The sequence below is a fragment of the Chryseobacterium vietnamense genome, from assembly GCF_031454475.1.
In the GTDB taxonomy this organism is placed as follows: Bacteria; Bacteroidota; Bacteroidia; order Flavobacteriales; family Weeksellaceae; genus Chryseobacterium; species Chryseobacterium vietnamense.
The window spans coordinates 11906-33925 of sequence record NZ_JAVDQX010000009.1 but is presented as its reverse complement, the minus strand read 5'-3'; the positions used below and the strand labels follow the sequence as shown (position 1 = coordinate 33925).

The window sequence follows — 22020 nt, the reverse complement described above, 5'->3', positions numbered from 1 at the left end:
ACGGGTTTTATTTAATATTATTTATATTTATGGGATTAATTCAAACTGAAATTTATGAAAAAAACTCTACTTTTTTTATTTTTAATTACTTTTTCTTTTGCCTTAAGCCAGACGACCAAAAGAGTCTTCTTCATCGGGAACAGCTACACTTACGTTAATAATTTACCCGGTCTTATTCAAAGTATTGCCACAGCTAATGGCGATGTCTTCGAGCATCACAGCCAAACTCCGGGAGGTGCTACGCTGCAGGATCACTCCAATAACCCGAATGTTATTTCGGACATCAATCAGGGAAACTGGGATTATGTAGTATTGCAGGAACAAAGCCAGCTTCCGTCATTCCCGGATTCACAGGTTCAGAACCAGGTGTATCCTTATGCACTTCAGCTTTCTAATTTAATTAAAACATCAAATCCCTGTGGAAATGTTATTTTTTATATGACCTGGGGCCGTAAAAACGGAGATGCAACGAACTGTCCAGGGCTTCCGGCTGTCTGTACCTATCAGGGAATGGATACTCAGATTTATAACCGTTACATGGAAATGGCAATGAACAATGAAGGTATTGTCTCTCCCGTAGGCAAAGTCTGGAGAACGATCAGAGAACAAAACCCAGCCATTGAATTGTATGATCAGGATGAATCACATCCCAGCTATATTGGTTCTATGGCGGCTGCGTATACATTTTATACGATTATATTCAAAAAAGATCCTACCCAGATTCCTTTTAATGGAAATCTTACTCCGTCACAGGCTCAGCTGATCAAAGAAATAGTGAAAGCAGAAGTATATAACCAGCCTGGTAAATGGTATGTAACCAACAATGATGTTCACAGCAGATTCACGTATCAGCTTACCGGTGCAGGAACCGTTCAGTTTACGAATACCACACAGAATGCAGCTTCTTATTTATGGGATTTTGGTGATGGTACAACATCTACTTTGGAAAATCCGGCGCATACTTATACTGCAGGAGGAAATTATAATGTTAAACTGACAACTGATGCCTGTGGAGCAACAACTACCAAAACAAAGCTGGTGGTTGTAAATACATTAAATACTGCGGAAACAACTATAGAAAACGAAATTCAAATATATCCAAATCCGGTTCAAAACCTTATTAACATTATTTCTAAAAAGAAATTTGAAGTCGTTTCACTGACAGAAGCCTCAGGAAAAATCATTCTTTATCATTTGAATAACACGGAGAATGGCTACAGTATTTCACTTCAACATTTGACGAGCGGAGTTTACTTCCTGAAATATAAAACAGGTGAAAAGGAATTCATTAAAAAAATTATTAAAAAATAAGCTTATTTTTGCTGTATGCAGAATTTAAGAACTGTAACCGTGATGCGTTACATTCTGCCCCTGAGAGAAGGAGGATCTCTTCCGGCTCTGGCAGAAGCTGATGATGATTTCAAATATGTATTAAAATTCCGTGGTGCAGGCCATGGAGTAAAAATGCTGATCTCCGAACTGTTGGGCGGAAAGATTACGGAAGCTTTGGGACTTAAAATTCCTGAACTTGTTTTCATCAATCTTGATGCTGATTTCGGAAGAACGGAAGCCGATGAGGAAATACAGGATCTTCTGAAGTTTTCTGAAGGTCTGAATCTTGGATTACATTATCTTTCCGGTTCTATTACCTATGATCCGGGAGTAAGTGTAGATCCGCTGCTGGCTTCAAAAATAGTATGGCTGGATGCATTCATTACCAACATAGACCGTACTTTTAAAAATACCAATATGCTGATGTGGCATAAAGAACTTTGGATCATCGATAATGGTGCTTCATTCTACTTCCACCACTCCTGGCAGAATTTTGATGCAGCTGCCAAAACACCTTTCAAATATGTGAAAGACCATGTACTGCTGCCAAAAGCAAAAATGCTTGATGAAGCGGATCAGTTTGCCCATGAAGTTTTGAATGATACTCTTTTCAGAGACATTGTCAATATGATTCCTGAAGACTGGTTACACTGGAATGATGCTGACGAAACGCCGGAAGAAATCCGTGAGATCTATTTTCAGTTTATGAAAACCAGATTAGAAAATTCTCAAATCTTTGTAAACGAAGCGAAAAATGCAAGAGGATAAAATATATGAATATGCGGTAATACGCCTGGTACCTAAGGTTGAAAGAGAAGAGTTTTTCAATATCGGGCTGGTGATGTTTTCCAAGAAGGAGAAATTCATCAGAGTGGAATTCTATTTGTGTCCGGATAAGTTTAAACTGATGCACAGCAAGCTTGATTACGAAGATATCATCCATAATCTGGAAAGCTTCCAGAAAATTGCGAATGGTGAGAAAGATGGCGGTCCTATTGCTTTTCTGGATATTCCGGAGCGTTTCCGATGGCTGACAGCAGTAAGAAGTTCTGTTGTACAAACCTCAAGACCTCATCCGGGAAAATCCAAAGACCTAAATGCTACTTTTGGTAAGCTTTTTGAGGAGTTAGTAAAGTAACACCTCCTTAAAAAATTTATTATGAATTTATCGACAAACAACATATCAATCTACAGGTTTTTCACAAACCTGTTTTTTGTTTTATTCATAAGCATTTCTAATTTATCTTTTTCACAGAATTTCTCGCAGGTACAGGTTAAGACTCCTCCTGTAAAAAGCACATTACTTCCCGAAATAGCCAATTTATCTGAGAATATTGTATATAAAACCAACAGAAAAGGAAATCCTGTTCAACTTGACGTTTTCACGCCTAAAAACGTTGCTGCAGACAAGCTCCTTCCTGTGCTGATCTATGTTCACGGAGGTGGATGGATAGAGGGTGATAAAATAATTCACTCAGATAATTATGTTGAAACAACCATTGCAAAGCTCATGGCCAAACAATATGCGGTAATCAGTATTAATTATACCCTTTTAAATGACAGCACTCATTTTCCATTGCCTCTGGAAGATACCAAAGATGCTGTAAGATGGGTAAGAAAAAATGCAGAGCAGTATCATTTCGACACAAATAATATTGGGTTGTTCGGAGCTTCTGCCGGAGCTCACCTATCCCTGATGGCAGCTTACACACCAGACAATACTTATTCAGGTAATCCTGAGCTTTCGTCTTATTCTGCTAAAGTAAATTATGTAATTGACCATTATGGTCCAGCAGACCTCAACAAACTTTTCCATACAAAACTAGGGACCATACCGGTAGCCATGATTGGTTTAATGTCTAAAAAAATAGTTGGTTTACAGGAAAATCTGGTGAAAGGAATTTCGGGATATGATATAAGAAAAGATCAGGACAGAGCTATTGATTACCTTAAAATCCTATCTCCTGTATATTTTGTTTCAGGTGGTGTTCCTACATTAATTGTTCAGGGAAATAATGACAAAGTGGTTCCTTTAAACCAGTCTAAAAAGCTGCACAGAAAATTAAACAGGGCTAAAATACAGAACTCGCTGATCATCATTGATGGCGGAGTGCATGGCTTTGGTACAACTGATAAAGCTTATCTGGATCAACTTACGGATCAGATGGTGGAATTCATTCTTTCACAGAAGAAGTAATATATACACCCCTCATCAAACCACAATTCAAATAACTATAAATCAAAACAATAACATATACAGATACAATAAATTTGCTAGATTGATATACATATTGATATTTTTTATTGAGAATTAATTACCTTGGTCATTGTTTAAATTATTAACAATAAAAACACCAATAATTTAATTTTTCATCAACAAAAATAAAGAATATGGAATCTTTAAACAATATCAATGCACTTACGCTTATCTTTGTATCTGTTCTTCTTTTTGCGATAGCTTACCGCTTTTATGGTATTTTCATTGCCAATAAAGTTCTCAGGCTCAATGACGGAAATACGACACCTGCTGTAGAATTTGCAGACGGTAAAGATTATGTGGCTACTAATAAAAATGTACTCTTCGGGCATCATTTTGCGGCTATTGCCGCTGCCGGACCATTGGTAGGACCTGTTTTGGCAGCCCAGTTCGGGTATCTTCCGGGAGCTTTATGGATATTAATAGGATGCGTGCTGGGCGGCGGGGTACACGATATGATTGTACTTTTTGCTTCAGTGAGGCATAAAGGTCAGAGTCTTGCAACTATTGCTTCCAAAGAAATTGGAAAAGCAACGGGTACGGTAGCTGGTTTTGCGATCCTCTTCATTTTGATCCTTACACTGGCAGGTTTGTCTTTAGCCTGTATCAATGCGATGCATGAAGCTTCATGGTCTCTTTTTACTGTTGTGATTACCATGCCTATTGCCATCATTATGGGGCTGATTATGCGATATAAAAAGAACAGTGTACTTTTTGCAAGTATTTTGGGAGGAATCCTTCTGGTGGCAGGGATTATCGGGGGACACACTCTGATGCAGAATCCTACGATGAATGGTCTGTTTTCCTGGGATATTAAAACAATTTCTATTGCAATTCCCCTGTATGGTTTTATTGCTTCGGTATTACCGGTATGGCTTCTTTTGGTTCCGAGAGATTATCTTTCAACTTATTTAAAGATAGGAACTATTATTATGCTGGCTATCGGGGTAATTGTCATCCACCCTACGATACAGATGCCGGCTATTACAGCTTTTGTTAATGGAGGTGGTCCTATTATTGGCGGTCCGGTACTTCCTTTTATCTTCATCGTAATTGCCTGTGGAGCTATTTCCGGATTCCATGCGGTGATTGCTACAGGGACAACACCCAAAATGCTGAATAAAGAAAGAGAAATTCTTTTTGTAGGTTATGGAGCAATGCTTGTGGAAGGTTTTGTTGCACTGATGGCTCTTATCGCTGCCTGTACCCTGATGCCGGGTGATTATTTTGCGATCAACACTCCCAAAGAAGCTTATGATTCATTTCTGGCGGCACATCCGTCTTTGCACGGAGTAGATATTGATTATTATTCACAGAAAATCGGGATTGATCTTTATGGGAGAACGGGAGGCGCAGTATCTCTGGCGGTGGGAATGGCCCATATCTTTAATAAAATTCCGTATATGGATCAGCTTACGGCTTATTGGTATAATTTCGCTATTATGTTTGAAGCGGTATTTATTCTTACTGCCATTGATGCCGGAACGAGGGTTGGACGTTTCTTTTTACAGGAAATGCTGGGGTCTGTTGTTCCAAAATTCAATGATAAAAACTGGATTCCGGGGATTATTATCAGCAGTCTTCTTTTCACCTTTGCCTGGGGATATCTGGTGTACACCGGAAATGTAAACAGTATCTGGCCATTATTCGGAATTAGTAATCAGCTGCTGGCAGCCTGCGGACTTATCGTTTGTACAACAATGCTGATCAGAATGAACAGGGGAAAATATGCTTTATGCTCAGCTATTCCGGGTGTTTTTATGGCTGGAATTACCTTCTGGGCCGGTTATATTCAGGTGACTGCTATTTATATTCCTAAGGGACAGTATTTACTGGCTGCTTTAGCGGTGACAGCAATGGTTCTGATGCTTATTGTATTTATTGGAGCTTTCAGAAAGTGGTATCAGCTTCTTCAGATCAACACAACAGAGATTGATCATTATGGGGAACCTGTAAAGGAACTCGTGGAAAGATAAGATTTACAAACTAAAAACCATTAAGAAAGATTTAAGAAATAAGGAACGTTAAGATGAATCATTCTGATTCTTAAGCTTAAAACAAAACTTATCTTAAACTCTTATTACATCTTAATGGTTCAAAAATAAAAGTTTAATTCATATTTATATAAAGAAAAAACAGTTCAGGAATCCTGAACTGTTTTTTATAGCATTATCTTTTGTTTTATTTAAAAATTGAAATTCAATCTTGCAAAAACATATCTTCCGTTCTGCCCAAACTGTGAAGTCGATCTTGAATAGATGAACTGGTCGTTATTGGTAGAAGCAGTAAGGTTTTTCGTTGGGTAAACATCAAACAAATTGTTTACGCCTAAAGTCAATCCTACATTTTTGGTAAACTGATAGGCTGCAGATAGATCGGTAATGATCTTGTCTCCGATCTGCTGGTGTTCATTAAAATCAATAATTCCATCTCCGTTCACATCAATGATATCAGCACCTGTCACTTTTCCGAAATAGGTATTTCTCAGATATAAACTTGCCCCCTTCCAGGAAAGCGTATGAGAAAGACTGGCTTTCACTCTAGGGACAGCTTCTTCAAGATATACTCTCGATTTTTCAGAGAAATATATTTTCTCCAGTTGTGGCGACTGTAAAAGTCCTGCAGAATGAATATCACCAACCTGTTTTGTTTTATTAAGGTTAATGGCAAAGTTATTATCCAGTTTAAATCCTGAGAATCTTGCATTATGTGAAATCACTAGATCCAGACCTTTTGTTTCCGTATCAATAGCATTAGTAAAGAACTGCGCAGCATTGATTCCTAACTGGTCGTAAGCCTCCTGAGCTTTTTGAGGAACGCTTGCTTTCAGGAACTGATCGGTAAGAATAATACGGTTATCAATTCTCGTGAAATATCCGTCCGCAGTAAAACTAAGTCCTACCGAAGGAATTCTGTAAGTAAATCCTACACTTGCTGATTTGGAAGTTTCCTGCTTCAGTTTAGGCATATCCAGCAATCCTGCCAGCTGAGAATCATTACTGAAAGTTCCTACTTCCAACAGTTGATTATTCGTAAACAATGTAGAGGTTACATTATAATAAATCTGGTGAATAGATGGCGCTCTGAATCCTGTAGATCCTGCAAATCTCACATTGAAATTAGGTGCTACCTTGATTCTTGAAGCCAGTTTATAATTGAATGTAGACCCGAAATCCGAATAGTTTTCATATCTCGCTGCGGCATCTACCAATAACCAGTTGGTAAAGTTAAATTCAACATCTGCATAGGCAGCTACCGACTGTCTGTTTTTATCCACTGCATTTCCTGGTTTAAATCCGTTGAAAACCTGTGATCCTCCCGGAAGTGACGCTCCGAAGAAATCTGTAGGTCTTACAGAATTTCCGTTCCACACATTTCCTGAAACATCATAGGTTGCATAAGAAGCTTCTTCTCCCTGAGTAATTTTAAAATTTTCATAGCGGTGTTCCGCTCCAAATGCTACGTTGATTCCTTCCCATACATCATATTTTTTAGAAAAATCTAAATTGATGGTATTTTGAGAAAATCTTAGTCCTCCAGCATTAAATTCCCTTGGTGAAGCAAAACGTAAAGAGGTATTTCCTGTATTCTGAATATTGTAGGTAAATGAATTCTGTCCGTATGTATTACTGAAATCAATATTCCACCCATCCCAGTTTCCTTTGATTCCGGCAGCTAATGAGATATCCTGAATATCGGTCCCAATCTGCGGAAGGTAACCATTTGGATATAATCCTGTAAAGGTTCTGTTTTCAGTTGGTCTTCTGTAGAATCCTCCGGAAGTTCCGTGTCTTATGCTGTAACCGCCAAAAGTATACACTTTCCAGTTGTCACTTACAGGGATCTCAGCATTCACAAACAGCTGATGATTGTTAAGCTTAGACTGACCTACCTGCATATTAAAATCCTTCCTTTCCTGTCCTCTGTAAGCCAATTCCTGATCCGTAAAGTAATTAAGCTGATCTCTGGTAAAATTTCCAGGCTTCAAAATACTTTGTAACGCAGAAATGGTATTGGCTCCCTGAATTGAATTTTGCAAATCCTGAGAAAAATAGCTTACATTCTGAGCATACTGATGGATATAATTTACAATCTGTTGTGAATTGGGGGTATTGTTGATATTCGTGAAAAGAGAAGAAAGGTTCACTCCGTCATTCAATGCACGTTGTTCAATAGCACTATAAGCGTTATAAATCGGACCACTTTCTGTTCCCGCTCTGTACGTTGGATTTCTGAATTGTGAAGACCAGGTAATATTAAAGAAACCACCTTTGGTCCCGATTTTATTTCCATAATTCAAATCCAGCTGAATATTCTGGCCGTCAAAATCTCCGGTATGGTCATTAGCCGTTGGCGTAAGGTTTCCACCATAGCTGATCTGCCCTGCCAGTTTTCCTGTGTCTCTTTTCAGATCAAGATTGATCACCCCGGCAATGGCATCGGATCCGTATTGTGCGGCAGCTCCGTCTCTTAAGACTTCAATCCTGTTCAAAGCGAAAGACGGAATGGCATTCAAATCGGTTCCTACGGTACCTCTTCCGGGTGTTCCGTTTACATTGACTAATGCTGAAGTATGCCTTCTTTTACCATTCACCAAAACCAAAACCTGATCTGGCCCTAAACCCCTCAGCTGAGCGGGATCCAAATGGTCTGTCCCATCAGAATTCGTTTGAATTGTAGAAGTAAATGAGGGGGCAACCGCATTCAGGATTTGTCCGATATTGGTTTGTGGAAGGATAATTGAAGATTCTTTTACATTGAATACATCTACAGGAACCGGGCTGTCCACTTTAGATCTTGCTCCGGCTCTAGAACCCAGTACTACTACTTCTTCTACATTATTGGTCTTTATAGTGTCCTTATTTGCTTTTATGCTGTCTTTTTCCTGTCCGTAAGTGAATACGCCGAGGAAAAATAAAACAGAGGCCGAAAGAATAGTTTTCTTATTTTTCATAGGTTAGAATTTGATTAACATTTATGTTTTTTACAAGGTGCAAATGTAGAATATATTTATTAGTCCACAAAAATAATAGACTTTGTTTTTGTAAAAAACAGTTATCGTTTCTTTCTATCCCTCATCTAAAGTTATGATAATTTAAGAATATTCCCATAAAAAACATTGTTTTATAGCAGGTTAACTTCAAAATAAATAGTTAAAACGCTACGCTCGCAAAGAAATAAATTGATTATTCTTCCGATCGCAAAGGCACTTCGTTCAGGAAAGAATTTACACTAGCTAAGTGGAACGCCTTAGCGATCGAAAAAATGAAAATCATCCTAATAGAAACTTTGCGAACTTCCCGTTAAAAAGATTTTTATAAAAACGCTACGTACGCAATGAAATCTATTACTATTGATTAGTCTTCCGCTCGCAGCGGCACTTCGTTCAGCAGAGAATTTACACTAGCTAAGTGGAAAGCCTTAGCGATCGAAAAAATGAAAATCATCCTAATAGAAACTTTGCGAACTTCCCGTTAAAAAGATTTTTATAAAAACGCTACGCTCGCAAAGAAATAAATTGATTAGTCTTCCGATCGCAACGGCACTTCGTTCAGCAAAGAATTTACACTAGCTAAGTGGAACGCCTTAGCGATCGAAAAAATGAAACATATCTTAATAGAAACTTTGCGAGCTTCCCGTTAAAAAGATTTTTATAAAAACGCTACGTACGCAAAGAAATAAATTGATTAGTCTTCCGATCGCAGCGGCACTTCGTTAAGCAGAGAATTTACTAGCTAAGTGGAACGCCTTAGCGATCGAAAAATATACATAGCATGATCATGATAGTCACATTGCGAGCTTAGCGGTTAAAACAAAAAACGGATCCAAAAATTGAATCCGTTTCTTTTATATTTTACGATGAAATTAAATCTTAGTCAGTTTAGCATATTTCAGGATCAGATTTTTCTCTCCTTCATGCATGAAAACTACTTTTGCTTTGATATTCTGAGGGTCTGTTCCATCCAGGAAAGTAACTTCCCCAATTCCAAAACGGTCGTGTCTTACTTTATCTCCTACTTCAATATCCTGAGAAGAAGCTCCGCTTGGATTGATAATTTTAGCCGTGCTTACCGGTTTCAGGTTTCTGACTTCAGGAGCAGGTTTCGAAGTATCACCTCTGTCAATAGTTTTCTTTTCAACCTTTTTGAAAGATTTCATTTCGGAAGGATGCTCATCAAAAATATTGGACTTCACTCCTGAATTATTGATAAACCTTTTTTCCAAAGCAGGATTCAGGAATTCGATATATTCATCATCAATTTCACTTAAGAATCTTGAAGGTTCCGCATCAGTAATTTTTCCCCACTGGAAACGGGACACAGCATAGGAGAAGAAGGCTTGTTTTTCTGCTCTTGTCAATGCTACGTAGAATAATCTTCTTTCCTCTTCAAGATCTTCTCTGGTTGCTGAGCTCATAAAACTTGGGAACAGGTTTTCTTCAAGCCCTACTAAGTGAACCACCGGGAATTCCAATCCTTTTGAAAGGTGAATGGTCATTAAAGAAACCATATCATCTTCCAGCTCTTTATCCTGAGTATCTGCAGAAAGTGCAATATTTTCAAGGAAATTGGAAAGACTCGGATCACCATCTTCAAGCTGCATCTGCTCTTCAATGAATCCCTGCATAGAGTTCATCAATTCCTGTACGTTTTCTACTCTGGAAATTCCTTCAGGCGTTTGATCATCCTTCAAAAATTTGATTAAACCGCTTCGCTTTGCCACTTCCATAGCCACGCTGTACGCCGTTTCTGTTTTCAGTAATACCTGAAAAGCTTTGATCATTGACCAGAAATCGTTCAGTTTGTTTAAAACCCCGTTGTTCAGACCTAATTGAGGTGCATACATCGGAAGATTCTCCAATACTTTTGAAACCGCAATATTGTGGGCATCTGCAAATACGATCAGCTTATTCTGTGTTGTTTCTCCAATTCCTCTTGCAGGATAGTTGATAATCCTCATCAATGCTTCCGAATCATTTTCATTGATCAGTAAACGCAGATATCCAATAAGGTCTTTTACCTCCTTTCTTTGATAGAAAGAAAGACCTCCATATACTTTGTACGGAATATTTTTACGTCTCAGTGCATCTTCAAAAGCACGCGTCTGAGAGTTGGTTCTGTATAAAATAGCAAAATCGCTGTACTTTCTCTGGTCACGGTTACGAAGTTCCCAGATATTTCCTGCCACGAAATTGGCTTCATCTGCATCGGAAAGAGATCTGTATATTTTGATCTTGTCCCCTTCTTCATTATCACTGAATACATTTTTCTTAAACTGCTGCAGGTTTTTTGCAATCACTACATTAGCCGCATTTACAATATTCTGTGTAGAACGGTAATTCTGCTCCAGAGATACTGTTATAGCATCCGGATAATCTTTTTTAAAGTTTAAGATATTATAGATATTCGCTCCACGGAAAGAGTAGATAGACTGAGCATCATCCCCTACCACACAGATATTCTCAAATTTCGAAGCTAATGCTTTTACAATAAGATACTGAGAGTGGTTGGTATCCTGGTACTCATCTACCATGATGTATCTGAATCTGTCCTGGTATTTTGCCAGCACTTCAGGAAAACGGGTCAGCAATTCATTGGTTTTTAACAACAGGTCATCAAAATCCATAGATCCGTTTCTGAAACACTGATCCACATATTTCTGATAAATCTGCCCGATGAATTTCATATTCGCTTTCTCATCCGCTTCCATCAGTTCCGGATTGTTGAAGTAAGCTTTTACCGTAATCAGATTATTCTTATAGGTTGAAATTCTTGCCTGAACTTTTTTAGGCTTATAAAGATCAGCATCGATATTCATATCCTTCAGAACTTTTTTAATCACGTTCAGAGCATCCTGCTGATCATAGATGGTAAAATTGGAAGGATATCCAAGATAATGGGCCTCAATTCTCAGAATTCTTGCAAAAACAGAGTGAAATGTTCCCATCCAAAGGCTTCTCGCGTTGCTGTCTCCTACTACTTTAGCGATACGTTCTTTCATCTCGCGTGCCGCCTTATTGGTAAAGGTAAGCGCCAGGATATTGAAAGGGTCTATTCCGTTATGTATTAAATGGGCAATACGCATGGTTAATACACGCGTTTTCCCGGAACCTGCTCCTGCAAGCACCATCAAAGGTCCCTGTAAAGAGGTAACGGCTTCATATTGTGATTCATTGAGTCCTTTCAGATAGTCCATACAGCAAAAAATTTTGGGAACACAAAATTAAGGTATTCAGAGCAGAATTCAAACTTTCATAGAGAAGTTAGCGATTTGAAGTATCCGGTATTGAGTCTTAAACACATATATACTAACTATTAATTCTACATTAAACGCGAATGTTAGCAAGGCTAATGATTAATTTTATACTATATCTTTTGTTCGCAAAGGCACTTCGTTTAGCCAGGGTGTCGAATTTTAACTATGGCTGAATGAAACGCCATTGCGATAGTACCTGAAAATAAAAAAATTTCTTAGCGAACCTTGTGTTAAAATATGAATTGATAATTTTTCAATATCGATCTCCTATATTTTCACTTTTAATTTCTGGAAATTTCCCCAAGTGATCATATTTTTCTATAAACTCTGTAACATTTAATTCACTTTTCATACTAATTGGTAAACAATTTCTAAATTTTATGAAAAAGCGACTTCTTTCTGCTGCTGCCGTAGCTTTCTTCGGGCTAATGCTGAATGCACAGCAAATCAAATTCGAAGAGTATGACCTTCCCAATGGTCTTCACGTAATTCTTCATCAGGATAACTCGGCGCCGGTTGTAACAACAGGTGTAATGTACCACGTAGGTGCAAAAGATGAAGTAAAAGGCAGAACAGGTTTTGCTCACTTCTTTGAACACCTTTTATTCGAAGGAACTCCTAACATCAAAAGAGGAGACTGGTTTAAAATCGTTTCTTCAAACGGAGGGCAGAACAACGCCAACACCACCAATGACAGAACTTATTATTACGAAACGTTCCCTTCCAATAACGAACAGCTTGGACTTTGGATGGAGGCTGAAAGAATGCGCCACGCTGTAATCAACCAGATTGGTGTGGATACACAGAGAGAGGTTGTAAAAGAAGAGAAAAGATTAAGAATGGATAACCAGCCTTATGGAAACCTTTTCACTACTATTCAGAAAAATTTATTTACCAATCACCCATACAACTGGCCAACAATTGGTTCTATGGAAGATCTGAATTCTGCAAAATTAGAAGAGTTCCAGGCGTTCTACAAAAAGTATTACGTTCCTAATAATGCTACTTTAGTGGTTGCAGGAGATATCAAACCTGAGCAGACAAAAAAATGGATCGAAACCTACTACGGAGGAATTCCAAAAGGAACACTTTATCCAAAAGATTTCCCGAAAGAAACTCCAATCACACAGGAAAAAGAAGTCACTGCTACTGACCCGAACATCCAGCTTCCGGCTTATGTATTCGCATACAGAACTCCGGCTAACAAGGAGAAAGATGCTTATGTTTTAGATATGCTTTCTTCTTATTTAAGCAGCGGTAAGTCTTCAGTTTTATATAAAAAATTAGTAGATCAGGATAAAAAAGCGCTTCAGGTAGCCGCTTTCAACCAGGGACTTGAAGACTACAGTATTTTCGCATTCTTCGCAATTCCGATGGGACAGACTACAAAGCAGGCTTTACAGACTGATATCGATGCTGAAATCAAAAAACTTCAGACGACTTTAATTTCTGAAGAAGATTACCAAAAACTTCAAAACCAATACGAAAACCAGTTTGTAAATGCTAACTCAAGCATTCAGGGAATTGCTGCGTCATTGGCAACCAACCACGTATTGATGGGAGACACGAATTTGATCAACAAAGAAATCGACATTTACAGATCTATCACCAGACAGGATCTTCAAAATGCGGCTAAAAAGTATCTTAATTCCAACCAAAGAATAATCATCAATTACGTACCTGAGAAAAAGTAATCATTCAACTTCTCAGGATACCATATGATTATTAAAAATTAAATTTTTACAAATGAAAAAGCAATTAACATATATAGCTGCAGCGTTTTTCTTTACAGGAATGGTTTCAGCACAAAAAATAGATCTTAATGCAATGCCGAAACCAGGACCTACTCCTGCCATTAACATTGCCAAGCCAAAAACTTTCCAGCTAAGCAACGGTCTTACAGTAATGGTTGTTGAAAACAACAAATTACCAAGAGTAAGTGCCAGCCTTTCTATGGACAGACCTCCATACAACGAAGGGGCAGTAACCGGAGTAAGCCAGATTATGGCTGAACAGTTCGAAAACGGTACAACCAACATCAGCAAAGATGATTTCAACAAAAAAGTAGATTACCTGGGAGCGAATCTTAATTTCTCTTCAGGAGGTGCTTCTGCCAATTCACTTTCAAAATATTTCCCTGAAGTTTTAGGTTTGATGGCGGATGCAATCATTAATCCTAAATTCTCTGCTGAAGAAATTCAAAACTCTAAAGAAAGAGCTGTAGAGGGATTAAAGTCTGAAGAAAAAAATGCATCTTCTATTGCTGAAAGAGTTTCTAACGCTTTAATGTATGGAAAAAATACTTCAAGAGGAGAATTTGAAACTGTTGAATCTATCAACAAAATTCAGTTAGCTGACGTACAAAATATTTACAAAAAATACTACGCTCCGGATAATGCTTACTTAGTAATCGTGGGAGACGTAAAATTTGACCAGGTAAAACCTTTGATTGAAAAGGCTTTCAGCGGCTGGAAAAAAGCAAACACTCCTATCGCACAGTTAGAACCAGCTTCCAATGTTACTAAAACAGAGATTAACGTAGTAGATGTTCCTTCAGCAGTACAGTCTGTTGTTTCTTTAAACAACCTGAACACTTTGAAAATGAAAGATGCGAACTACTTCCCTGCAACAATCGCCAACTATATTCTTGGTGGTGGCGGTGAAGCGAGACTTTTCATGAACCTTCGTGAGAAAAACGGATTTACCTATGGGGCTTATTCAGAAATGATTGCCAGCAAGTATTCTCCACAATTCTCTGCAAGTGCAAGCGTAAGAAACGAGGTTACAGACAAAGCTGTTAAAGAATTCATGAATGAACTTAACGCGATCTCTACTGTAAAACCGGAGGAATTGGCAAATGCAAAAGCAAAACTGAAAGGAGCTTTCATCATGTCTTTAGAGCAGCCAGCTAATATTGCAAGATTTGCATTAAACCAAAAAGTGCAGGATTTACCGGCTGATTTCTACACCAATTACCTGAAATCTATCGATAAAGTAACTGCAGCAGATGTTGCAAATGCTGTAAAGACCACCATTTTACCAAACCAAAGCAGAATTTTCATCGCTGGTAAAGCATCTGATATTTCTGAAGGACTGGAAAAATTAGGTTACCCTGTAAAATATTTTGATAAGGACGCCAACCCTGTTGCAAAACCAACTGTACAAAAAGTAGATGCAAGCGTAACGGTTGCTTCTATCGCAGATAAATACATCAATGCTATCGGAGGAAAAGCTAATCTGGCTAAAATTACTTCATATACTACCAATGCTTCAATGTCTATGCAAGGACAAAACATCGATTTTAAAATCGTTAAGGCACAAGGTGGAAAAGAGCTGACAACGGTAACAGCAATGGGACAGGTTGTTCAGAAGCAGGTATTTGATGGGAAGACTGGTTATTCTATGCAAATGGGACAAAAAGTTGACATCACACCGGAAGAAATTGCTGAAAAACAAAAGAACCCGGAACTTTTCGAAGAGTTAGGTTTTGCAAAATCTGCTGATTATAAATTAGGAGGAATTGAAAAAATCGGAGGTGAAGATTCTTATGCAATTAAAGGAGGAGATACCACTTATTACTATAGCGTTGCAACAGGATTAAAAACCGGAGAAACCAAGAAAATAAAAGCTAAAGGTCAGGAAATGACAATTCCGACAACATACTCTAATTACAAAGATGTAGAAGGGGTAAAAATGCCATACACCATCTCTGTAAGCCAGATGGGAATGGATATGACCATGAATGTAAAGTCTTATGAGATCAATAAGGCTACAGATGCTGATTTTAAATAACAACATCCAATTTTTATACAAAAAACGGCAACAATTGTTGCCGTTTTTATTTTTATCAACATTTGGCGACATCTTTCTTTGTCATTCAGTAAAAAAAGATTAAATTTGCCCATTCAAAAAGATATAAGAATTAATGGATACTATATTTACACTACTAATGGTTCTTGTTATGGTTGCCAGTGTTTTATTGGTAATTATCGTTATGGCACAAAATCCAAAAGGAGGAGGCCTTTCCAGTACATTCGGAGGTGCATCATCTGCACAGTTCGGGGTACAAAGAACCAATGATTTCATGGAAAAAGCAACATGGACTCTAGGCGGAACTATCATCGTTCTTATCCTTTTAAGCGTTGTTATCACAGGTAAGCCATCTCAGTCACTTCCTGCACAACAGCAACCAGCTAAGAAAGAAGCTCCTGCAAAACAGTCAGCTCCTGCTTCTTCTACAACAACTACTCCGGTAGCTCCGGCAAAATAAGAAGAATAACATCTTACATATAACAAAAGCAACTCAAATTGAGTTGCTTTTTTATTTTAATCTGATCTTTTCAATCTGATGCCGAAGCTTTAATCCTGCTTTCAAAAAAGAATACTGTACAGGCTTCGATTCTTTATAATACTTATCAATAAAGATCTGCATCGCTCCATAAAACCTGTTGAGATATACTTCATCCTTAATTGTACTTTCTCCTTTATGATGAAGGATAGAAACCTCCCCATAATAGAAATTCTTATATCCGCTTCTTAAAAATGTATAACAAAGATCAATGTCTTCTCCATACATAAAATAAGCTTCATCCAACCCTCCTATTTTTTCATAAACGTCTTTTTTAGCCAATAAAAATGCTCCGGTGATCACATCTACCTCTGCAATGGCATTTTCTTCTATATCGTTTCTGTAATAGGATTTCGAATTGTTCTTTTTAAAATTGGTAAACAGCTTTTCAAATGAATTGAACATATCCGGAACGGAGCGTTTGCTTTCAGGAAGAAAATTCCCTTCTGCATCATGCATTCTCACTCCCAGACATCCGAATAAAGGCTGAGCATCTGCAAAATCCAGCAATTCTTTCATATAAAACCCTTCTAACTCTGTATCAGGATTCAAAAGCAAAATATATTCTCCTTTTGCCGTCTGGACAGCCTGGTTATTCGCTTTTGAGAAGCCACCATTTGTTTCAGATGATATAAAATGTACATCAGAAAATTCCTGAATAAGATTTCCCCATGAACTGTCTGTAGAAGCATTATCAATGACAATCACTTCATAATCTATGTCCTGTATATACTTTTGGAGCGACAGGAGACAGCTTCTCAGCAATTGGGTAACATTGTAATTTACAATAATAACAGACAGCTTCATATTAATCTTTTTCGTTGTATGGCAACCTGTTGATAATAGATCTTCCCAAAGAAATTTCATCAGCATATTCCAGTTCATCTCCTACAGAAATTCCTCTTGCAATGCTGGAAAAATTTATATTGAAACTTTTAAACTTCTTATAAATATAATAAGCTGTGGTATCACCTTCCATCGTAGCACTCAAAGCAAAAATAAATTCCTTCACCTTTCCTTCGTTCAGCTTCTTTTCTATACTTGGAATATTCAGCTGGCCGGGCCCAACGCCTTCCATTGGAGAAATTTTCCCTCCAAGAATCAGATATTTCCCCGTATACTTTCCTGTATTTTCAATAGCAATTACGTCACGTACATCTTCAACGATACAGATCAGTTCACCATTTCTCTTTTCATTGCTGCATATTTCACAAATGTCAAAATCCGAAAAATTATGACATTCCTTACAATATTTTATTTCATTGACAAGATTGATCAGCGAGTTTCCAAGACTTACAGCTCTGGAGTTGGGCTGCTTTAATAAATGGAGTGCTAATCTCAAAGCCGTTTTTCTTCCAATCCCAGGCAATCCCGAAATCTCATCTACCGCTTTTGCCAATACTTTACTAGGGTAATCCATAGGTACAAAAATAAGGATTAAAGTTGATAATTGATAGTGAATAGTGAGTGGTCCCTTCGCTTTGCTTGTGAATTTTCATACAACATAAATAAATTTCAGCGCAGTGTTCGCTAAGGAATTTTTATAGTTCTTAAAAAATGATCGCAAGGGCGTTTCACTCAGCAATACACGAAGCGGATATCCTGACTGAACGAAGTGCCTTTGTGAACAAAACATACAAATCCAGTAAACAAACCTTGCAAACGCTGCGTTAAATAGATTCTAACGCGAAGTCCGCTAAAATATCTAATGGCTAAAAAAGGTTCGTAAAAGCATTTCACTCAGCAATAGACAAAACTGATATCCTGGCTGAACGAAGTACCTTTGCGATCGAAATAGATATAAGTACATATCAACCTTGCGGACATAGCGTTTATTTTTAATCAGAAGCACATGCAACACAATGTCCCATTATGATATTTTTATATTTTTCCGGCTATCTGAGAACACTAAAAAACCCTTATATTTGCGGCTTAAATTAAATATGAAAAAAATAAACTGACATGGTACTTAACAATCTTAATTATCCTCTGGATTTCAAATTCAAAATCACTACTTTAGCAAGCGACTTCAACATTACTGACAAAAACGGAAATTATGTGGCATATGTTCGTCAGAAAATGTTCAAGTTGAAAGAGGATGTTATTGTTTTTAATGATGAAAGCAAGTCTAAAGAACTTTTCAGAATCAGAGCCAATCAATGGATTGATTTCAATGCTTCTTATTCTTTGAATGACCTTATCGACAACAAAAACTTCGGCAGACTGGCAAGAAAGGGAATGCGTTCTCTCTGGAAAGCAAGTTATGATATTCTGGATGCTCATGATCAGCCTAAGTTTAAAATTCAGGAAGACAGTGCATGGGTAAGATTCTGGGACGGTTTTGTAGGAGAACTTCCTATCATCGGAATGTTTACAGGCTATTTCCTTAATCCATCCTATACAGTAACAGGGATTGACGGAAAGGCTTATTTTAAGCTTAAAAAAATGCCTTCATTCTTCGGAAGAAGATTCCAGCTGGACAGACTGATTGACATTGATGACGAGGAAGAAAGCCTGGTAATCCTTTCTTTATTAATGATGACACTTCTTGAAAGAGCAAGAGGATAACAAATAATAAAACCACAAACACATGAAATATTTAATCATTTTATTTTCCGCATTTCTATTGGTAGCCTGTAAAAAGGAAAAAGAAACTGTTTCAGGTTCTGCCCCTGCCGATTCTTTGCATATTGCTAAAGATACTGCCTCCATTGGTCCTTCTTCAGGAAATATTCTGGTGGGAACCATTCCGTTTCCAAAAGAAATCAAAGAATGTTCCTGCTATTTTGCAGCCAGCAAAGCTGATTTTGAAAATGAGAGATACATCTATGCTGATGATGCCGGAAAAACAGCTTATATGATGCTGGATGGCAAAAGGCTGGCTATGAATCTTATTTCATCAAGTGATATGGAAGTAGATGAATTGCTTACCAAAGAAATAGAAAATGACGATTACAAAATTTCTGTAAAAGGTAAAAAAATAAAAGGCGAAGAAGCTTTACTGTTTGAAGGAACTCTGACTATAGAGAAACCAGACGGAACTACATTTACTACTCCGATCTATGGAGAATGCGGATGTTAATAAAAGCGAAATCATACAAAAATGCTTCTGTATCTCACGGAAGCATTTTTTATTTCGTAAATTTGAGAAAAATAAATTTCAATGGAATTATCTAATATAGAACCGCAGATAATCTGGAAAAACTTCTCCAAATTAAATGCAGTTCCGAGACCTTCAAAAAAAGAGGAAAAAGTGATTGCTTTCATCAAAGGATTTGGTGAAGATTTAGGACTTGAAACTACGGTAGATGAAGTAGGAAACGTTATTATTAAGAAACCTGCCACTGCAGGAATGGAAAACCGTAAATCGATTGTGCTTCAATCGCACCTTGATATGGTTTGCCAGAAAAACAATGATGTGAATTTCGATTTTGAAACAGAAGGGATCAAAATGGAAATTGATGGTGACTGGGTAAAGGCTAAAGGAACTACTTTAGGAGCAGATAACGGTTTAGGAGTAGCAACCATCATGTCTATTCTTGAAAGTTCAGATATTCCTCACCCTGCATTGGAAGCTCTTTTCACGATTGATGAAGAGACAGGAATGACAGGTGCTTTAGGATTAAAACCCGGACAACTGACAGGACAAATTCTATTGAACCTTGATACTGAAGAGGATGATGAAATTGATATCGGCTGTGCAGGAGGTGTTGATGTAACGATCACTCAGAATTACGCTGCAGCAGCTCCGAAAGGACAAATTGTAAGACTTGAAGTAAAAGGTCTTCAGGGAGGCCACTCCGGAATGGATATTCATAAAGGCTTCGGAAACGCCAATATTATTCTGGGAAGACTTCTTTACACCGGATTGGAAAACCAGAATATTGAATTGGTTTCTATCGACAGCGGAGGCTTGAGAAATGCCATTCCAAGAGAAGGTGTTGCTCTGATTTCTGTGAGAAACGCTCAGGAGTTTATAGAAAATGTAACTGTTCTTAAAAAGGATATTTTAGAAGAGTTTGCAACTGTAGAACCGGGAATTCAGATCAATATTGAGAATTCTACGTCTTCTGACAAGGCTATTTCTGAAGCAGATTCTAAAAAAGTGATTCTTACTTTAAAAGCCCTTCACAACGGAGTTTACAGAATGAGCCCTGATGTAGCTGATCTTGTAGAAGCGTCTAACAACGTAGCAAGAGTAGAATTGAAAGGCGGAGAACTTAAGATTTTAAACCTTACAAGATCTTCTGTAGATTCTTCAAAATATTCAGTGGCAGAGCAATTGAAATCTGTAGCAGAATTAGCTGGAATGAATGTTGAATTCAGTGGCTCTTACCCTGGATGGAAGCCAAAACCAGGTTCAGAGATTGTACAACTGATGGAGAAGCTTTATATTGAAAAATTCACTGAAAAACCTCATGTGGTAGCTTGCCACGCAGGTCTTGAATGTGGAATCATCGGTGCCAACTATCCTGAAATGGAAATGGTAAGCTTTGGACCAACGATCAGAGGAGCTCACTCTCCTGATGAGAAGGCAAACATTCCTTCAACTCAGAAATTCTGGAGCTTCCTGAAAGATATTTTAGCAAATATTCCTCAGAAATAGAACATTAAAATGAGTATATTGAATATCCAAAGTCTTATGATTTTGGATATTTTTAGTTTTAATCTAAATATATTTAATTGAAATAAAACTGCTTCGGCAGACTCAGCATGATGCTGTTAAAAATTCATCTCTAAAAAAAGCAGTTAGTATTTGAGATGTCATGCTGAGCTTGTCAAAGCATCCAAACCATAAAAAAACTTATACAATGAAAAGTATCACCGTATTCTGCGGCTCAAGCTTTGGTTCGCAAGACATTTACAAAGAACAGGCATTTTTATTGGGACAAACTTTAGCTCAACAAGGTATACAGCTTATTTATGGCGGTGCTGATGTGGGTTTGATGGGAACCATAGCAGACGGAGCATTAGCCGAAGGAGGCAAGGTCATCGGAGTCCTTCCCCACTTTTTACAATCTAAAGAAATTGCTCACAAGAACCTGACTGAGCTTATCATTGTAGAAACCATGCATGAAAGAAAAACCAAAATGAATGAACTTTGTGATGGAGTTATCGTTCTTCCCGGCGGTTATGGAACGCTGGAAGAGTTTTTCGAGATGATTACATGGGCGCAGCTGGGGCTTCACAAAAAACCGATTGGGATTTTGAATATTGATGGATTTTACGACGATCTGATCAAACTGGTTCAGACCATGGTAGATAAAGGATTTTTAAAACAGGTGAACAGAGATATGCTGCTGATCAGTGATATCATTGATGATCTGCTGGAAAAAATGAGAAATTATGAGGCGCCTACGGTTGGAAAGTGGATTTCTAAGGAAGAAGTTTAAGTTTTATAGTCTTTCACATGAATAACTACAACGTTAATAAAGAAATGCTCGGAGTTGCCACAGTATTTGTAACTATATTCGTTATTGTTCCTGCTCTTTCTTCTTATTTTATGGAAGATTGTAAGACTGCGATGGAAAGAGTTAAGAAGCAAAAATGTAAAATTAGAGTTGAAAGTATAGAAGGTATAAAATCTCTTAAATTAAAGGGAACTATACCTGAAAGCATTCAACCTTGTGAATGTTATGACAACGGCCAATGGTGGGTTTCCTATAAAGATGAAATAGAACCGGGAGATTACTTTATAAAGAATGAAGGTGAGAGTTACTTAGAAATCATTAAAGAAGACACTCTAATCAGACACGAGTATATATGTTCTCAGAAATAAATATAAAACAAAACCCGTCCGAAAAATCCGGACGGGTTTCTTATTAAG

General features: G+C 37.6%; 17 protein-coding genes. 13 read left to right on the top strand and 4 right to left on the bottom strand.

Annotated elements, in window-relative coordinates:
* Nucleotides 1-54: 54 nt before the first annotated feature.
* The 5 genes from J2786_RS22130 to J2786_RS22110 all read left to right on the top strand — a co-directional run bounded on the left by J2786_RS22130 (nt 55) and on the right by J2786_RS22110 (nt 5565).
* On the top strand, nt 55-1311 hold the full coding sequence (locus J2786_RS22130) for a T9SS type A sorting domain-containing protein (RefSeq protein WP_052186914.1): 1257 nt from the start codon (nt 55-57) through the stop codon (nt 1309-1311).
* Nucleotides 1312-1326: 15 nt separating this feature from the next.
* Complete coding sequence (locus J2786_RS22125; protein ID WP_047429333.1) at nt 1327-2100, top strand: HipA family kinase; 774 nt, start codon at nt 1327-1329, stop codon at nt 2098-2100.
* Nucleotides 2087-2470: a DUF3037 domain-containing protein gene (locus J2786_RS22120; RefSeq protein WP_047429332.1), complete on the top strand. Its 384-nt coding sequence runs from the start codon at nt 2087-2089 to the stop codon at nt 2468-2470. The genes J2786_RS22125 and J2786_RS22120 overlap by 14 nt, the downstream gene beginning before the upstream one ends.
* A gap of 21 nt (nt 2471-2491) precedes the next feature.
* Entirely contained in the window at nt 2492-3529 is a 1038-nt protein-coding gene (locus J2786_RS22115) for an alpha/beta hydrolase fold domain-containing protein (RefSeq protein ID WP_310026819.1), read from the top strand.
* 194 nt (nt 3530-3723) lie between these two features.
* Nucleotides 3724-5565 (top strand): carbon starvation CstA family protein, encoded by a 1842-nt coding sequence (locus tag J2786_RS22110; RefSeq protein ID WP_185097533.1) that lies wholly within the window; start codon nt 3724-3726, stop codon nt 5563-5565.
* A 209-nt stretch (nt 5566-5774) separates the two neighbouring features.
* On the opposite strand, the gene J2786_RS22105 is transcribed toward J2786_RS22110, so the two are convergent.
* Both J2786_RS22105 and J2786_RS22100 read right to left on the bottom strand, forming a co-directional pair.
* Nucleotides 5775-8543 carry a TonB-dependent receptor plug domain-containing protein gene (locus tag J2786_RS22105; RefSeq protein WP_047429328.1) on the bottom strand — a complete coding sequence of 923 codons (2769 nt, stop codon included), beginning with the start codon at nt 8541-8543 and terminating at the stop codon, nt 5775-5777.
* A gap of 911 nt (nt 8544-9454) precedes the next feature.
* Nucleotides 9455-11785, bottom strand: coding sequence for an ATP-dependent helicase (locus J2786_RS22100; RefSeq protein WP_047429326.1), 2331 nt, complete (start codon nt 11783-11785; stop codon nt 9455-9457).
* 440 nt (nt 11786-12225) lie between these two features.
* Between J2786_RS22100 and J2786_RS22095 the strand changes: the two genes are divergently transcribed.
* The 3 genes from J2786_RS22095 (at nt 12226) to secG (ending at nt 16115) form a co-directional block, all read left to right on the top strand.
* Nucleotides 12226-13539 carry a M16 family metallopeptidase gene (locus J2786_RS22095; protein WP_047429324.1) on the top strand — a complete coding sequence of 438 codons (1314 nt, stop codon included), beginning with the start codon at nt 12226-12228 and terminating at the stop codon, nt 13537-13539.
* A gap of 52 nt (nt 13540-13591) precedes the next feature.
* Nucleotides 13592-15637 (top strand): insulinase family protein, encoded by a 2046-nt coding sequence (locus J2786_RS22090; protein WP_047429322.1) that lies wholly within the window; start codon nt 13592-13594, stop codon nt 15635-15637.
* Nucleotides 15638-15770: 133 nt separating this feature from the next.
* Nucleotides 15771-16115: a preprotein translocase subunit SecG gene (gene secG, locus J2786_RS22085; protein WP_047429320.1), complete on the top strand. Its 345-nt coding sequence runs from the start codon at nt 15771-15773 to the stop codon at nt 16113-16115.
* Nucleotides 16116-16166: 51 nt separating this feature from the next.
* Here the strand turns inward: secG and J2786_RS22080 are convergent, their stop codons facing one another.
* On the bottom strand, nt 16167-17006 hold the full coding sequence (locus tag J2786_RS22080) for a glycosyltransferase family 2 protein (RefSeq protein ID WP_156121395.1): 840 nt from the start codon (nt 17004-17006) through the stop codon (nt 16167-16169).
* The gene (recR, locus tag J2786_RS22075) at nt 17002-17613 is read right to left on the bottom strand and encodes a recombination mediator RecR (RefSeq protein WP_047429316.1); all 612 of its coding nucleotides are present in this window, start codon (nt 17611-17613) and stop codon (nt 17002-17004) included. Before recR ends, J2786_RS22080 begins: the two co-directional genes overlap by 5 nt.
* Before the next feature lie 542 nt (nt 17614-18155).
* Here recR and J2786_RS22070 point away from each other — a divergent pair.
* The 5 genes from J2786_RS22070 (at nt 18156) to J2786_RS22050 (ending at nt 21972) form a co-directional block, all read left to right on the top strand.
* Nucleotides 18156-18761 (top strand): LURP-one-related/scramblase family protein, encoded by a 606-nt coding sequence (locus tag J2786_RS22070; protein ID WP_047429314.1) that lies wholly within the window; start codon nt 18156-18158, stop codon nt 18759-18761.
* Nucleotides 18762-18783: 22 nt separating this feature from the next.
* Nucleotides 18784-19275 (top strand): hypothetical protein, encoded by a 492-nt coding sequence (locus J2786_RS22065; protein WP_047429312.1) that lies wholly within the window; start codon nt 18784-18786, stop codon nt 19273-19275.
* An 81-nt stretch (nt 19276-19356) separates the two neighbouring features.
* Nucleotides 19357-20799, top strand: a complete 1443-nt coding sequence (locus tag J2786_RS22060) for an aminoacyl-histidine dipeptidase (protein ID WP_310026807.1) — start codon at nt 19357-19359, stop codon at nt 20797-20799.
* A 205-nt stretch (nt 20800-21004) separates the two neighbouring features.
* Nucleotides 21005-21586, top strand: coding sequence for an LOG family protein (locus tag J2786_RS22055; RefSeq protein WP_047429529.1), 582 nt, complete (start codon nt 21005-21007; stop codon nt 21584-21586).
* 17 nt (nt 21587-21603) lie between these two features.
* On the top strand, nt 21604-21972 hold the full coding sequence (locus J2786_RS22050; RefSeq protein WP_052186912.1) for a hypothetical protein: 369 nt from the start codon (nt 21604-21606) through the stop codon (nt 21970-21972).
* Nucleotides 21973-22020: the final 48 nt, after the last annotated feature.

Coding starts and splice junctions, on each gene's coding strand:
- J2786_RS22125 (WP_047429333.1), top strand. CDS start 1,327: ATGCAGAATTTAAGAACTGTAACCGTGATGCGTTACATTCTGCCCCTG.
- J2786_RS22090 (WP_047429322.1), top strand. CDS start 13,592: ATGAAAAAGCAATTAACATATATAGCTGCAGCGTTTTTCTTTACAGGA.
- J2786_RS22105 (WP_047429328.1), bottom strand. CDS start 8,543: ATGAAAAATAAGAAAACTATTCTTTCGGCCTCTGTTTTATTTTTCCTC.
- J2786_RS22060 (WP_310026807.1), top strand. CDS start 19,357: ATGGAATTATCTAATATAGAACCGCAGATAATCTGGAAAAACTTCTCC.
- secG (WP_047429320.1), top strand. CDS start 15,771: ATGGATACTATATTTACACTACTAATGGTTCTTGTTATGGTTGCCAGT.
- J2786_RS22100 (WP_047429326.1), bottom strand. CDS start 11,785: ATGGACTATCTGAAAGGACTCAATGAATCACAATATGAAGCCGTTACC.
- J2786_RS22070 (WP_047429314.1), top strand. CDS start 18,156: ATGGTACTTAACAATCTTAATTATCCTCTGGATTTCAAATTCAAAATC.
- J2786_RS22115 (WP_310026819.1), top strand. CDS start 2,492: ATGAATTTATCGACAAACAACATATCAATCTACAGGTTTTTCACAAAC.
- J2786_RS22120 (WP_047429332.1), top strand. CDS start 2,087: ATGCAAGAGGATAAAATATATGAATATGCGGTAATACGCCTGGTACCT.
- J2786_RS22110 (WP_185097533.1), top strand. CDS start 3,724: ATGGAATCTTTAAACAATATCAATGCACTTACGCTTATCTTTGTATCT.
- recR (WP_047429316.1), bottom strand. CDS start 17,613: ATGGATTACCCTAGTAAAGTATTGGCAAAAGCGGTAGATGAGATTTCG.
- J2786_RS22055 (WP_047429529.1), top strand. CDS start 21,005: ATGAAAAGTATCACCGTATTCTGCGGCTCAAGCTTTGGTTCGCAAGAC.
- J2786_RS22050 (WP_052186912.1), top strand. CDS start 21,604: ATGAATAACTACAACGTTAATAAAGAAATGCTCGGAGTTGCCACAGTA.
- J2786_RS22095 (WP_047429324.1), top strand. CDS start 12,226: ATGAAAAAGCGACTTCTTTCTGCTGCTGCCGTAGCTTTCTTCGGGCTA.
- J2786_RS22065 (WP_047429312.1), top strand. CDS start 18,784: ATGAAATATTTAATCATTTTATTTTCCGCATTTCTATTGGTAGCCTGT.
- J2786_RS22130 (WP_052186914.1), top strand. CDS start 55: ATGAAAAAAACTCTACTTTTTTTATTTTTAATTACTTTTTCTTTTGCC.